The 14,005-nt window shown below is 51.5% G+C and carries 12 protein-coding genes, 1 tRNA gene and 1 other RNA gene; 6 read left to right on the top strand and 8 right to left on the bottom strand.

Features of this window, described 5'->3' with window-relative positions:
- Positions 1 to 14: 14 nt before the first annotated feature.
- A complete protein-coding gene (gene ppgK, locus NG665_RS03690) occupies positions 15 to 782 on the top strand; it encodes a polyphosphate--glucose phosphotransferase (protein ID WP_252673935.1) in 768 nt (255 codons plus the stop codon).
- A gap of 92 nt (positions 783 to 874) precedes the next feature.
- Here the strand turns inward: ppgK and rnpB are convergent.
- Positions 875 to 1,229, bottom strand: an RNA gene (gene rnpB, locus NG665_RS03685) — RNase P RNA component class A.
- A gap of 42 nt (positions 1,230 to 1,271) precedes the next feature.
- Here rnpB and NG665_RS03680 point away from each other — a divergent pair.
- Positions 1,272 to 2,045, top strand: a complete 774-nt coding sequence (locus NG665_RS03680) for a YaaA family protein (protein ID WP_252673934.1) — start codon at positions 1,272 to 1,274, stop codon at positions 2,043 to 2,045.
- On the opposite strand, the gene NG665_RS03675 is transcribed toward NG665_RS03680, so the two are convergent.
- The 4 genes from NG665_RS03675 to NG665_RS03660 form a co-directional block, all read right to left on the bottom strand.
- A complete protein-coding gene (locus NG665_RS03675) occupies positions 2,017 to 2,763 on the bottom strand; it encodes a zinc ribbon domain-containing protein (RefSeq protein WP_252673933.1) in 747 nt (248 codons plus the stop codon). The two genes, NG665_RS03680 and NG665_RS03675, sit on opposite strands and share 29 nt — an antisense overlap.
- 25 nt (positions 2,764 to 2,788) lie before the next feature.
- Positions 2,789 to 3,589 carry a Nif3-like dinuclear metal center hexameric protein gene (locus NG665_RS03670; RefSeq protein ID WP_252673932.1) on the bottom strand — a complete coding sequence of 267 codons (801 nt, stop codon included), beginning with the start codon at positions 3,587 to 3,589 and terminating at the stop codon, positions 2,789 to 2,791.
- Positions 3,590 to 3,675: 86 nt separating this feature from the next.
- Complete coding sequence (locus NG665_RS03665) at positions 3,676 to 3,855, bottom strand: hypothetical protein (protein WP_252673931.1); 180 nt, start codon at positions 3,853 to 3,855, stop codon at positions 3,676 to 3,678.
- Positions 3,856 to 3,860: 5 nt separating this feature from the next.
- Positions 3,861 to 5,315 (bottom strand): NAD(P)/FAD-dependent oxidoreductase, encoded by a 1,455-nt coding sequence (locus NG665_RS03660; RefSeq protein WP_252673930.1) that lies wholly within the window; start codon positions 5,313 to 5,315, stop codon positions 3,861 to 3,863.
- 366 nt (positions 5,316 to 5,681) lie between these two features.
- Here NG665_RS03660 and NG665_RS03655 point away from each other — a divergent pair, with 366 nt between their 5' ends.
- The 3 genes from NG665_RS03655 to NG665_RS03645 all read left to right on the top strand — a co-directional run bounded on the left by NG665_RS03655 (position 5,682) and on the right by NG665_RS03645 (position 8,171).
- Positions 5,682 to 6,230: a YceI family protein gene (locus tag NG665_RS03655; RefSeq protein ID WP_252673929.1), complete on the top strand. Its 549-nt coding sequence runs from the start codon at positions 5,682 to 5,684 to the stop codon at positions 6,228 to 6,230.
- Between the two features lie 93 nt (positions 6,231 to 6,323).
- Complete coding sequence (locus tag NG665_RS03650; protein ID WP_252673928.1) at positions 6,324 to 7,526, top strand: LLM class flavin-dependent oxidoreductase; 1,203 nt, start codon at positions 6,324 to 6,326, stop codon at positions 7,524 to 7,526.
- Between the two features lie 12 nt (positions 7,527 to 7,538).
- Positions 7,539 to 8,171 carry a CE1759 family FMN reductase gene (locus NG665_RS03645; protein ID WP_252673927.1) on the top strand — a complete coding sequence of 211 codons (633 nt, stop codon included), beginning with the start codon at positions 7,539 to 7,541 and terminating at the stop codon, positions 8,169 to 8,171.
- Positions 8,172 to 8,870: 699 nt separating this feature from the next.
- Here NG665_RS03645 and NG665_RS03640 read toward each other — a convergent pair.
- The 3 genes from NG665_RS03640 to NG665_RS03630 form a co-directional block, all read right to left on the bottom strand.
- Positions 8,871 to 9,965 (bottom strand): IS1249 family transposase, encoded by a 1,095-nt coding sequence (locus NG665_RS03640; protein ID WP_252674049.1) that lies wholly within the window; start codon positions 9,963 to 9,965, stop codon positions 8,871 to 8,873.
- 438 nt (positions 9,966 to 10,403) lie between these two features.
- Positions 10,404 to 10,476, bottom strand: a tRNA-Val gene (locus NG665_RS03635).
- 44 nt (positions 10,477 to 10,520) lie between these two features.
- Complete coding sequence (locus NG665_RS03630; RefSeq protein WP_252673926.1) at positions 10,521 to 10,934, bottom strand: DUF3052 family protein; 414 nt, start codon at positions 10,932 to 10,934, stop codon at positions 10,521 to 10,523.
- Positions 10,935 to 11,230: 296 nt separating this feature from the next.
- On the opposite strand from NG665_RS03630, the gene aceE reads away from it, so the two are divergent.
- Positions 11,231 to 13,984 (top strand): pyruvate dehydrogenase (acetyl-transferring), homodimeric type, encoded by a 2,754-nt coding sequence (gene aceE / locus NG665_RS03625; protein ID WP_252673925.1) that lies wholly within the window; start codon positions 11,231 to 11,233, stop codon positions 13,982 to 13,984.
- The last annotated feature ends 21 nt before the right edge of the window (positions 13,985 to 14,005 follow it).

The raw sequence follows: 14,005 nt of genomic DNA, 5'->3' as shown, positions 1-14,005 counted from the left end.
TCAAAGGAGAAACAATGACTACCCCACTTTCGGCTCAAGCTATTGGTGTTGATATCGGTGGCTCAGGGATTAAAGGCGCAATCGTCAATACTGCCACTGGTGAATTTATTGGCGAAGAAAAGCGCATCCCCACCCCGGAACTAGCTAAGCCGGAGGTTATTGCAGATATTGTTTCCCAAATCGTTGATTCCTTTGATATGGAACCAAACATTCCTGTTGGTGTTACCTTCCCAGCACCAATCATCAACGGCGTATGCCCACTGGTGGCAAATTTAAGCCAAGATTTCGTGGGAATGAACGTTGCGGAATTGATGAGTGCGCACGTTGGCCGGCCCGTCGTTGTTCTTAACGACGCCGATGCAGCTGGTCTTGCCGAAGCCGAGTTTGGCGCAGCACATGGCCAAGACGGTACCACTATCGTCTTGACTCTGGGAACTGGTATTGGTTCAGCCTTGGTGCGCGATGGAATGCTCGTACCGAACACCGAAATGGGCCATATCTTACTGCCCAACGGTCTCAAGGCAGAAAAGTGGGCAGCTTCTTCGATTCGCACCAAAGAAAACCTCTCCCTAGAACAGTGGGCGCAACGGCTCCAAGATGTTATCGATATGGTAGAAATGCTGTTCTCCCCCGATACCCTTATTTTAGGTGGCGGAATTTCAACGCGTTTTGATGAGTTCTCTGGATTCTTATCCACTCGTGCTGACCTTGAACCGGCGCGGCTATTTAACACTGCTGGCATTGCTGGTGCAGCTCTCGTGGCTGCTCAAGAGCAAGCCTAACTCCAACTTTTTCTGAGCGCGCTTAGCGTTGTAGAATCCTTAATCAAATCATGGTGGGTAGCCACACCGTGGCTACCCACCATCATTTGATGCCAATGAGCCGGCCGATACGCCGGGTTTTGTCCGCTTGAAGAACAAGCGTGGCGACCATCCATCTAGGCTTATCGTTGCCGATAAGCTCAAGCAACCTACCCGCATGCTCAACGGGACGCCTCAACGCATGCTGCTCGGTCTTGCTCTCGGTGGGGTTTACCATGCCACAACGATCACTCGTTGCGCGGTGAGCTCTTACCTCGCCCTTTCACCCTTACCGCGTTACCGCGGCGGTTTACTTTCTGTGGCACTAGCCTGCGGGTCACCCCGAGTGGATGTTATCCACCACCGTTCCCTATAGAGCCCGGACGTTCCTCGGGAGCTTGACGCTCACGCGGCCGCCTAGCCAACTCATTCGCACCTGCATCTTACCTCAGCTTTGCATAAACTGGGAACGTGCTTATTCTTTTACCGCCCTCTGAGGGCAAAACTCAACCTTCTCACGGCCCAGCTCTAGACGTAGATTCCTTAGCTTTCCCGCAGTTTAGCGAGGTTCGCCGAAAGCTCATCACTGAGCTGATAGCCGTATCACAGCGAGATGATGCGTTAAAGATCCTCAACGTGGGAAGCCGGCTCGCTCATGAGGTTGATCGGCAACGTGCCCTGTGGGAGTTACCGTGTGCCCCGGCATCACAGGTCTATACCGGTGTGCTATTCAATGCGCTTGACTTTGCCAGCGCCACCGCGGCAGATATGAAACGCGCCGATAACCATATCCTGATATTTTCTGGTCTTTTCGGGCTCACGCGCCCTTCAGATCTGATTCCTGCTTATCGCCTAGCGATGGGCACGGTGCTACCCGATGCTGGAAACACAAAAACGTTATGGAAGAAAGCATTCAAAAATGCTGAGTTTGCAGGCCACGAGCTGGTGATCGACGCTCGCTCTAGCGCCTATCGGGTATGGGATCCGCCGCACGAGGCTGAGCACGTGCTTATTAACGCGGTGCGAATCAAGAACGGCGAACGTAAAGTTGTCTCCCATAATGCAAAGCATTACCGCGGACTACTCGCCGGGGCTTTGATCCGCAGCAAAACTGTTGTTGAAGATGGCGAAGAACTCGCCCAGTTCGCTCATAGTCTCATTGATGATGGGGTGATCACCGGCGTCGAACTCGATCCACCGGGCAAAACACGTACCCTTACGTTAGTGGAAAATCTGGATCTCTAATCACAATACAGCCGTAATCGTCACTGATATGGAATGTATCTGGATCTGATTGCCGGATCTGGCTTACTTCAATCGGCGAGAGCTCTACCCCACCACTGGTAGAGCCGTCCGGACGCAATGCGATCACTGTCAGGCCCCCGTGAGCAACCGCATGTTCATAGGCCCGTTTGAGTGGCTCGGCAAGCACTCCATAGATTGAGTCGCGACGAATCTGGATATCGTTGCGCTGGCGCTCAATATCGTCGACGTCGTCTTCCAAGAGCGCACGCTGCTTAACCAGTTCAGCATTGAGATTGGTGTGCCGTTCACGCGCATCAGCTAACTGTGATTCGAGCTTCTCGAGCTGTTCCAAAATCTCATATTCGGCGTTTTCGGCTTCTTCTAGCTGCGCGCGGTTAGTTTCAATCTCACTTTGCAACGTTAACAGTTGCCGGGAGTCCATCCCGGTACCAGCATTTAACCGCTGTTCTTTTTCGACGACGACGGCGCGCGCCCGCTCACTAGCTGCACTTGCTTCGTCAAGTGCGGCCTGGCTTGCCTGGAGGTCTTCTTCGGCTTGAACGATTTCTCGCCCAACGGCTGCAATAAGATTCATGATCTGCCCTACTTCTTCGCGCAAAGGATGGCGCAAATTGTCTCGATTAAGACGAGCAATGGCAGAATCTAGCTCGACAACGTCAAGGAGGGCGAGCTGGTCGGCGCGAGGTGCGTGATACATAATATGATCCTTTTGGAGTTGTCGGTCAGATCCGAAGAGTCCACGGGTCGGTGACGATGGTCGAAATATAGGTATCTACGTCAAGGCTATCAGTGATTGCCTGTGCCATCGCGGGAAGAACTGGCCATTCGGAGGCGAAGTGGGTTAAACCAATTAAAGCACATCCCCCACTCCACAAATGATCTGTTGCCGGATGGTGGCGCAGGTCTGCACAAATATATACGTCTGCTCCAGCCTCGTTGGCAGCGGCCAAGAATGAATCCCCTGACCCGGGCGAGAGAGCAACTGTGCGCACGATTTTTTCTGGATCTCCTCCGACTAAAACGCCCGGCTGGGTGTGTGGCAGTAATCCGTGTAACCGTTGAGCCAGTTCGCGTACCGACATGGTCAGCGGTAGTTCACCTACGCGCCCGATTCCTAGCTCTGGCTGGTTGGGGTTCGGTGCCAGTGGGCGCATGTTTTCTAACTGCAAGAGCTTGCCAAGCGCAACAGCTGATCCGGTTGGTGCGGCATCGGCGTTCGTGTGAGCAGCGTATAAAGCGATATCGTTCTTTATCAGCGTGTGTACCCACGAGCCCTTCGCCGTCGTCGTCGCTACTGTGGACGTGCCGCGTAAAAACAACGGATGGTGAGTGATGAGCATATCTGCTTGCCGTGCTACAGCCTCAGCGACGGTGGCTTGACAGGGATCTACCGCAAATCCGATTCGGGAAACGCGGGTGTGCGGATCGCCGGCAACAAGACCGATCCGATCCCATTCTTCTGCGAGGCGTGGCTCAAACACGCTCTCCATAACGGCTATAACATCTGCAACAGTGATCGACATAACTCCACATTATCCTAAAGAGCCCGCATTACAAAAGAAGGCGAGGCTGAGAAAAGTTCCCAGCCTCGCCTTCACTAGCCTACAGGCTATTCGGGCTTGTGGCCTTTGATAACCATTCCCATGATTCGTAAGTTAAACGCCGCAAAGCGCGGTAACTGACGTAGTACGCTCTTGCGGAAGTTCAACACTTTGTTATCTGGCATGGGAGCTTTGGAGACATCCAATATCGGTTGTCCCGCCACGCTCTTATCTGGTGTTTCATTCATTGTTATCACTCCGGAATCAATGGCCAGCCAAACTTAGCTTTGGCTTTGTAGATGAACAAATAGTGCAACATGAGTTTGACCCAATGCCCGTGGAGACCGATTTCGCCCTTGGTATGTTTCAAATCTCGCCCGGTTGGATAACGGTCGAAGTTGGGGACGATTGGACGCTGCGTCATCGCAGCTGCTGAGCCTTTAAACAAGCCAGTTCCAGCAGATGCTACACAGGCTGCACCCATGTCGGCCATCGACGCATGTTCGGCGGGTGCTTGTGGGTTCTTTAGCCGGTTAGCAATGGTAATTGCTACGGCCTTGCCCATGGCTCCTGATGGCATACCGGTGCGCGGAGGCGAAGGCGCTATCAAGGTGCCATTCGGGGTGGTTTGTGGGCGCGAGAGTTGATGGGGAGGCGCAAAGGCAATACCGATTGCAAAGATATTGTTATAGCCAGGAACTTCGTAGGTTGATGGCCAATCGGAGGCCTTCCATTCTTCGAACGGTTTCTTGGTGTAGTCGGCATCGACTTTCATGAATCCGTTGGGCATGAAGAGTTGATCTGTTTTATCTTCGCCGTGAGCATCGTAGGCTTTAATTCCGGCGCCACCAAAAGGCGGGAGTAACATGGCAAAGTCATAGCGCAACTCGTGGTGCTTGCCATCTAGGGTTTCATAGTAGATGGTATCTTTGTCAATCTTATGTGGGTGGGCGCCAACGATAGGTAGGACGCCTCGTTCGCGATAGAGGGATTCGGTCAGGATCTTGGCATCTGTTTTGTATCCGTTTTCAAGGAAAGTCATACCGCCAATTCCGAAGTCACCGAGTTCAGCTTCGTTGGTGAAATAGATAATATCTGCCATATCGCGTACGCCGGCTTGCCGAACGGTATGTTCGACGTTGAACGTGTATTCAAATGCTGCTCCTTCGCACGTACACGTACCGTGACCGGTTCCAATCACGAGCGTTTGGCGCTGTCCGGCGCGCATTTTATCGATGACTTTTGCCAGTTCTTTAGCTGCATGATCTGCATGGTTGGCAGTACACACTGAAACGGTGTTGCCCGCTTCTGGTCCCAAACCTTCGGTGGCCGCGAAATTGAGCTTTGGCCCGGTCGCATTAATGACGTAGTCGTAATATATTTTTTCGCTCTCACCGCGCCGTTGCGCTGAGGTATGTTCGACGACGACGTAGGGGCGACTATCTTCACCTGCACCATCGGGATGAAGTTCAGTTGCGCGAGCTTGGGTGAATTCGATTTTCTGTTTCTGATATATCTTGGCAAGTGGGAAAACAACTTTGGATTTAGGCATATCGCCAGTACCAACCCATATATTGGACGGGATCCAATTCCAGTGCGAGTTGGGTGTGACAACATGAACTGTGTGTTTCTTTCCCACAAGGCGTTTGAGATGGAGCGCGGCAGTGTGCCCCGATACGCCAGCGCCAAGTACAACGATCTTCGCCATTCTTTCCTCCATTGACAAATGTTGTATTGGTCACTATCAACCATACAACCATATTGAAGATTAGTAAACACAAACTGCTAAGATGTGGAATCGAATTCCCAGTAGAATTACCGGCAGATTGCGCTAAACGCGGATATTTTGAAAAAATACGACGGCACATTTACTCAATGCCGTAACCTAAAAGTATCCCGGAGCGCACCTCGCGCCTCTTATCCAACCATACTCCTCGTTGATAATTCAACGAAAGATGGCACTTTTCAACATTAGTTGACATTTCAATCGTTTCCTATTAAACTAATTCTTGTCAGTTCGGAAGAACACTTCGGAACTAAGAATCGAAAACATTCTCATAAAAGGAGAAAAACAATGACCGCTCTCAAAGATCTCAACGGCAAGTTCATCATCGACGCAGCTCACTCCCGCCTCGGCTTCGTAGCACGCCACGCTATGGTTACCAAGGTTCGCGGTAACTTCGGCGAATTCGAAGGTTTTGCTGAAGGCGATGCTTCTGCACCACAAAATGGTGTTGTAGAAGTCAACATCAAGGCTGATTCCATCAACACCGGCAACGAGATGCGCGATAACCACCTTCGTTCCGATGATTTCTTCGGCTCAGAAACTTACCCAAGCATCACCTTCCGTTCTACCGACATCAAGGTAGTCGATGATGAAACAGTCGAAATCACCGGTGACTTCACCATCCGCGGAACCACCAAGTCCATCACCATTCCATTCGAATTCGGTGGCGCAATCACTGACCACGAAGGCAAGCTTCGCATTGGTTTCGAAGGCGCAACAGACATCTCCCGCAAGGACTTCGGCATCACCTGGAACGGCGCACTTGAAGCTGGCGGCGTCATGGTTTCTGACAAGATCAAGCTCGAGCTCGAACTCGCTTTGGTAAAGGAAGCCTGAGTTCACAACTTCTTCATAACAATAACGACGCCGGTGGGGCGCCTAAATAGGTGCCCCACCCGTTGTATGTTAGCTCCTGAAAGGTAACTTATTATGACTATGCAGTTCGGCGTTTTTTCCGTCTCTGATATTACAACTGATCCAACAAATGGCAAGACTCCATCTGAACATGAGCGTATCAAGGCATCCGTTGAGATTGCCCAGCACGTAGAAGATGCCGGACTTGACGTCTACGCCATCGGTGAGCATCACAATCCACCATTCTTCTCTTCCTCACCAACAACCATCTTGGGTTACATTGCTGCCTCGACGAAGAAGATCACACTCTCAACCGCAACCACGTTGATCACCACCAACGATCCAGTCAAGATCGCTGAAGATTACGCCATGTTGCAACACCTTGCCGATGGTCGCTTAGATCTTATGATGGGTCGTGGAAACACCGGCCCGGTCTACCCATGGTTTGGTCAAGACATTCGCCAGGGCATTCCACTCGCTGTAGAGAACTACGGCCTCCTTCGTCAGCTGTGGGATAACTACGAAGTTAACTGGGAAGGTAAGTTCCGCACACCATTACGCGGTTTCACCTCTACCCCACGCCCACTCGACGATGTAGCTCCATTCGTCTGGCATGGTTCGATCCGCTCGCCAGAAATTGCAGAGCTCGCCGCATACTACGGTGATGGCTTCTTCCATAACAACATCTTCTGGCCAATGAGCCACACCAAGCGCATGATTCAGCTTTACCGCCAGCGCTACGCCCACTACGGTCACGGCACCGCAGAACAGGCGATCGTTGGTTTGGGTGGCCAGTTCTACATGGCTAAGGATTCGCAAACTGCTAAGCGCGAATTCCGACCATACTTCGATAATGCACCAGTTTACGGTCACGGCCCAACGATGGAAGAGTTCACCTCTCAGACTCCGCTTACTGTTGGTTCCCCACAAGAAGTTATCGATCGCACCCTTGGTTTCCGTGAGCACGTTGGTGACTACCAGCGTCAGCTCTTCCTCATCGACCACGCTGGTTTGCCACTAGCGAAGGTCCATGAGCAAATTGATTACCTGGGTGAGATCGTGCCAGTCTTGCGTAAAGAGTTTGACGCGATGCGTAAACCTGGCGTTCCAGATGCGCCAACCCATGCTGCTCGCGTTGCAGCTCGCGGCCCACTATCTGTTGATGATGACGGTCGCGTGCTAGTTGACGATGTTACCGGCGGTTCGTTCTACGAACAGCAAGAAAACGATGAAGCAGCTGTTAAGCACGCAGATAACTTGATCAAGCTTAACAAGTAGAAGGTGAGTGCTGTGAAGATAGTTGTCGTGTCAGCTTCGTTGTCAGAGTCTTCGGCAACAAGTACACTCGGACGAAAACTTGCTCACGCAACCGTGGACGCAGCGAAGGATGCTACCTATTCTGTCATTGAGCTGCGGAACTTTGCCGCTGCGATCACAAATGCTGCACTTACGGGCTTTCCATCACCGGAACTCGAACTGGCATTTAATGATCTGGCTCGAGCAGATGCTGTCATCGCGGTAACGCCTGCCTACAACGCGTCTTACTCGGGACTGTTTAAGTTATTCTTTGACGTCCTTCCAGAAGACACACTAAAAGGCAAGCCCGTAGCCATTGGTGTTACGGGTGGCACGCCTCGTCATTCACTCGTCACTGAGCATGCGGTGCGTCCACTGTTTACCTACCTGCACGCTATTACTGCTCCCACTGCCGTCTATGCGGCAACCGAGGACTTTGGTGTGGCGGCAAAGGATTCTGATGGACGCGGAGGTGCAACGCTTGAGCGTCGCATAGCGCGCACTGGTGGCGAGCTTGCTCAACTTGCGCAGACATTCCGGCGACCAGAAAAAGACGTTGACTCTGGAGAAAATTCAGATGCAACAGCTTTATTCGCTGATTTCGTTCCGTTTGATCAGATGTCGTAAATCCCTACGACTAGGATTTGTGGCTGGTTATAGCTTGAGCTATAACCAGCCACATTTTTATAGGCACATATGCCTTTTGGTGGCGCATGCAGCCTCTCGGCCACACTTCTTGTAGGCGCATGCAACTTTTGTACGCACCTACAGCGCTTATCGTATGTTTGTCGTCGCTACTGAGCCCAAAACCGGGGTATACGGGGCGATGTCCCCGTATATGAGGACATCGCCCCGTATACCCCGGTTTTGTAACAGGCCAACCTCACCACCAACCCTAGAAACCAGACATTTCAGAATAAAACTAGGTTGAGTTAGCCTATAGTGACTGTTCACCTCGATATATTGCAGGTAGGCAGGAAGGAGAACTGATGTTGATAGCGTGGTTGGCCTGAAAACCAGCAGTCATGGACAGTTATGGGCTAGTCGATAGATCGTTGAGAGCTAGTCGATAGATTGTTGTGGGCTAGTAATCAGAACATATATGGAACCTGTAGCTTATAGCCGGTTAATACCCTTGCAGCTTGTATCCAGTTAATAACCACAGCAAACAATGACTCTAAGTTAGCAGTCAAGATATAACCTACCGTTTCGAAGAAATGCTCAGCGACAAGAAGATGCGGATAGAAGAAATACTCAACGACAAGAAGAGAAGATGAGGAAAAGCCAGGAAAGTAGGGTTATAGGACAAAAGTTATTGATTTTGGGTTAGTAGTCGTTGCGGTAGGGTGTGTGGGTGTGGAGTTCGTTCCAGTCAAGGCCGTTGCCCCAGCGATGGTTGTTGTGGTCGGCTCGGTGTCGGGCTGCGGCTTGCTGGTAAGCGCGCATGATGTCCGTGTTGGTGGGCATGATACGCAGGATTTCGGCTGGGTTGGCAGGGTTCTCGGTGTGTAGGTAGCACCACCATGACACTGCACGGATCCGGTGATCGATACTCATACCCCGATGACGGCGCAGCAGTTCACGTAAAGGCGAGTTGATACCTCCCTCGATCTGGTTATTCATCGCTGGTAGAGAACCGATTATTTCTCCGTCATCGTAAAGATCGGGATTGAGAAACGTGAACAAATGGCCACTATCGACCAGCCTAGACAGACTATTGCCAGCCTTGACGAGCCGCTCGTGTTTATCGACTAGTTTTCCTTTCTCGTTACGGGTTTTCTCGGCCAGGAACCCAGCCCAACGGTGACGCCAAGCATAGAAGCTATCGATCCATGCGTGCGCGTGTGCGGGAGTTTTCACATGCAATAGATCAACACCGATCCGGTAGAGCTGTCTGCCACATTCAGTTCGTGAGCGTGTGGTCGTGTAGCGTTTGACCTGTTGATAGGCGTGGAACGTGCAGCGTTGGACACGCGTGGAGGGCCACAATCGTGCCCGAGCTGTTGTGAAACCTGTGCCCCCGTCAGCCACGACCATACCGGGTGGTGGGATTTTCGCGAGCAGGTCCAGCCAGGCTTGGGTCGATTCACGTCTGGCCACATGCCAGGCAATCACATATTCGGGGCTGCAGGCGATCAGAATGACAGCATCGCGGCCTAAATGGATACCATCAACATGGATCACGCGGTGGTCTTGCCCATCGGGTTCGCATATCGGCCAGATCTCCCACAACACAGCGCTCCTGCGTCGGAAGGTCCGGCCCTGTCCAGGAAGTTCTCGCTGCGTGGTTTTCCCAGTCAGAACGTCTAAGAACGCGCGCAAATCCCGCGAAGTGACGTCGTTATGCCAACGCGAGGTTACCTTGCATGAGCAGCAGATCCAGCGTTGGTGGCCGCATTTGTCTTTACCGTTTTTGACCATGCCTTCACCACAAGTAGGGCAGTGTTTCTTGTTCGATCTCATACCCACTAGTATGCAACCGACTTTCACCACAATTTTTCCCTGCTATCACGCGGATAACTGGCAACAAAATCAATAACTATTGTCCAACCAAAAACTCGAGTCGAAACGAGTTTCTTTCCAGAAAACCCCACCCTAGCAACGAAAAACAGCAAAACCATCAATAACAATTGTCCGCTAGCCCGGAAAGTAGGTCGCATTCCACCCAAAGTAGATTGTGTTCCACCCATTGATCAGAACTGAACATCCGAGTTAAACATCCCAATACAAAAAGCTACCAAAACGCGAAGAGCCACTAAAGACCGAAGAGCCACCATACCCCTGCGCACCCAGACTTGCAATAAAAAATAGCCAACCGAAAACTCACTTTAGAGTATTTCACTTGGCTATTTCCCTGAGTGGACCCTACCGGGCTCGAACCGATGACACACGCGGTGTAAACGCGTTGCTCTACCAACTGAGCTAAGAGTCCGAGAGACAGCTTAGCCCGGATCTGCCACTATGTCAAAACTGAAATCAACGCGATCGGGAAACTGTGATGCGATACGCAGTCCAGCGCTTATCGACACCCATAGAACGCGTCACTGACATACCTGCAGTTTTAGCAGCATCATTAACATCATCAACTGGTACATGGAGCTCTTCGCGTGGAGCTGGAACAAGGAGCCAAACGACTGCTAAATCAGAATCTAATGAAGCTGCGGCATCAACAAGATAGTCCGTCAGATCGTCAACATCGCCATCATCTGAACGCCACCACGCAAGGACACCGTCGGCTACGCCACGATAATCTTCATCTTCAAGTTCGTTTCCAGTTGCAGCCTCAATCTCATCGCGCAACTCAAAAACAACATCGTCATCATACCCAAACTCTTGAACGACAGCACCCTGACCGAAACCGTAAGCCTCGTTCCCAGTAGACCCGGACACCGGACCTTCCTTTCATGTAACGGCGTTATGCCATGCATCAACATACAGCTGTATGTTCATAAGATATTCTAGGCAACTATTGACCATTCGTGCATCTTTACACACAAACAACCAGCAGAAACCCGCCCGATCAGCCCGTGCTCGGAATTTCGTGAGCGTTCTCCCATGAATTGTTTTCGGTTACATCTAGGACTGAATGCCTATTTCGCGGTAAATTAGAACTAGCGCATCGGAGCACAAGATCCCGAATATATCTATCGCGATGATGCAAGATAACAACTAGCGAGGGAGAAGACGTGAGCTCACAACCCACACGGCCACTTTTGAACGGCCTGTTTAACCGAATTCCAGATATCGATCCTGAAGAAACCCAAGAATGGCTCGATTCACTCGATGGCTTAATCGAGGAAAAAGGCGGACCGCGTACCCGCTACTTGTTGATGGAAATGGAACGTCTGGCTCGCACGCGGGGTATTCAATTCCCACACAATATTGTCACCCCCTACATCAACACCATCGCTGCAGAAGATGAGCCATACTACCCAGGTGATGAGCAACTCGAACGTGAGTTCCGTCGGTGGACCCGGTGGAACGCCGCAGTACAGGTAACACGCCAGCAACGCGCTGGAATCGCCGTCGGCGGCCATATTTCTTCCTATGCTGCTCAAGCTACCCTCTACGAAGTGGGACAAAACTGGTTCTTCCGCGGCAAGAATGCCCCTGGTGGCGGTGACCACATCTTCTTCCAAGGCCATTCCTCCCCGGGCAATTATGCCCGTGCATACCTCGAAGGACGCCTGACCGAAGCTGATCTTGATTCCTTCCGTCAGCAAGCATCCCGCCAATCTGGTGGCCGCGGACTGCCCTCATACCCACACCCTCGTCAGATGGATGACTTCTGGGAATACCCAACCGTCTCCCTCGGCTTAGGACCAATCTCAGCCATTTACCAAGCATGGTATAACCGCTACCTGGAAGGTCGCGGGCTCAAAGATACCTCCGCTCAGCACGTATGGGCGTTCATGGGCGACGGCGAAATGGACGAAGTCGAATCACGCGGTGTGCTACATCTTGCCGCCTCGCAGCAACTTGATAACCTCACCTTCGTCGTCAATTGTAATTTGCAACGTCTTGACGGTCCGGTACGTGGAAACGGCAAGATCATTCAAGAACTCGAAGCTTCCTTCCGCGGTGCTGGCTGGAACGTTATTAAGGTCATTTGGGGCCGAGAGTGGGATGAACTCTTAGCTGCAGATAAAGATAACGCACTTGTCAACATCATGAACGACACCCTTGACGGCGACTATCAAACCTTTAAGGCAAACGACGGCGGCTACATCCGCGAACATTTCTTCGGTCGCGATCCGCGCACCAAGGCCATGGTTGCTGATTGGTCTGATGAAAAAATCTGGAAGCTCAAGCGTGGTGGCCACGATTACCGCAAGGTCTACGCCGCTTACAAGGCTGCAACCGAACATAAAGGTGCGCCGACCGTTATTTTGGCCCACACCGTCAAGGGCTACGTCCTTGGATCTAACTTCGCTGGACGTAACTCTACCCACCAGATGAAGAAGCTCAACTCTGATGATTTGAAGCTACTGCGCGATACTCTTCACTTAGATATCCCAGATTCTCAGCTCGAAGATCCTTACAATGCGCCGTACTACAAGCCAGACGAGAACCATCCGGCTATGCAGTACATGCAAGAACGTCGCCGTCAACTTGGCGGTTTCGTCCCTGAACGTCGCGTCCAATTCCAAGGGATCGACATGCCGGCCGATAAGGCATTCGACGGTATCCGCACCGGATCTGGGAAACAAAAAGTAGCGACGACGATGGCGTTCGTTCGTATGCTCAAAGATCTGTTGCGTGATAAAGAATTCGGCAAGCGCCTCGTCCCGATCATCCCAGACGAGGCCCGCACATTCGGACTCGATGCAATCTTCCCGTCGGCAAAGATCTTCAATATTCAAGGTCAAAATTATACTGCTGTCGATTCTGAAATGTTGCTCTCGTATAAGGAATCTGATTCTGGTCAGATTTTGCACACCGGTATTACCGAAGCTGGATCTGCGGCTGCGTTCACTGCTGTAGGCACATCGTATGCAACACACAACGTGCCAATGATTCCGGTCTACATCTTCTACTCGATGTTCGGATTCCAGCGCACCGGAGATCAGTTCTGGGCTGCTGCCGATCAACTTACCCGTGGTTTCATTATGGGTGCAACGGCAGGCCGCACCACCCTTACTGGAGAAGGCTTACAGCACTTAGATGGCCACTCGCATGTACTGGCCTCCACTAACCCAGCGATGGTTCAATATGATCCGGCATACGCCTACGAAATTAGCCATATTGTTAAAGATGGTATTAAGCGTATGTATGGTGATGGTTCAGATGGACGTGACCAAAATGTCATGTACTATATCACGGTTTACAACGAGCCAATCCACCAGCCTGCTGAGCCAGAAAACCTCGATGTTGACGGACTCCTGAAAGGTATCTATAAGCTCGACGCCGGTGAAGGCGATGGCCCTGAGGTACAGCTTTTCGCTTCCGGCGTTGGTGTGCCATGGATTCGCGAAGCTCGCGAAATGCTCCGCAACGACTGGGGTGTTAAGGCAACAACGTGGTCTGTGACCTCTTTCTATGAGCTACGCAAAGATGGCTTGGCAGTTGATGAACACAACTATCTCCATCCAGACCAAGCGCCACGCGAAGCCTATCTGACCTCTGTGCTAAAGAACACGAACGGACCAGTTATCGCAACTTCCGACTTCGAAAAGCAGGTCCAGGATTCGATCCGTCCTTGGGTTCCTAACGACTACTACGTCTTGGGAGCTAATGGGTATGGCATTTCGGATATGCGCGCAGCTGCACGGCGTGAATTCAAGATCGATTCTGCCTCAGTTGTTGTCCGTGCGCTCCAGGCGCTGGCAGATCGCGGTGAAATCGATCGCTCTGTTATCAAGCAGGCTATCGATAAATACGATCTGTTCAATCCAAATGCCGGCACATCAGGTATATCTGATCCGAATGAAGTAGCCTAAGGCATTTCTTAGGATCAAAGG

Origin of the sequence: Arcanobacterium pinnipediorum (assembly GCF_023973165.1) — a bacterium.
Classification (GTDB): domain Bacteria; phylum Actinomycetota; class Actinomycetes; order Actinomycetales; family Actinomycetaceae; genus Arcanobacterium; species Arcanobacterium pinnipediorum.
The sequence above is the reverse complement of the archived record's forward strand: the minus strand, read 5'-3'. Positions and strand labels throughout refer to the sequence as shown.

Bases quoted from the DNA above. Each gene is read 5' to 3' on its own strand.
- ppgK (WP_252673935.1), top strand. From the start codon at position 15: ATGACTACCCCACTTTCGGCTCAAGCTATTGGTGTTGATATCGGTGGC.
- NG665_RS03675 (WP_252673933.1), bottom strand. From the start codon at position 2,763: ATGTATCACGCACCTCGCGCCGACCAGCTCGCCCTCCTTGACGTTGTC.
- NG665_RS03670 (WP_252673932.1), bottom strand. From the start codon at position 3,589: ATGTCGATCACTGTTGCAGATGTTATAGCCGTTATGGAGAGCGTGTTT.
- NG665_RS03665 (WP_252673931.1), bottom strand. From the start codon at position 3,855: ATGAATGAAACACCAGATAAGAGCGTGGCGGGACAACCGATATTGGAT.
- NG665_RS03660 (WP_252673930.1), bottom strand. From the start codon at position 5,315: ATGGCGAAGATCGTTGTACTTGGCGCTGGCGTATCGGGGCACACTGCC.
- NG665_RS03655 (WP_252673929.1), top strand. From the start codon at position 5,682: ATGACCGCTCTCAAAGATCTCAACGGCAAGTTCATCATCGACGCAGCT.
- NG665_RS03650 (WP_252673928.1), top strand. From the start codon at position 6,324: ATGACTATGCAGTTCGGCGTTTTTTCCGTCTCTGATATTACAACTGAT.
- NG665_RS03640 (WP_252674049.1), bottom strand. From the start codon at position 9,965: ATGGTCAAAAACGGTAAAGACAAATGCGGCCACCAACGCTGGATCTGC.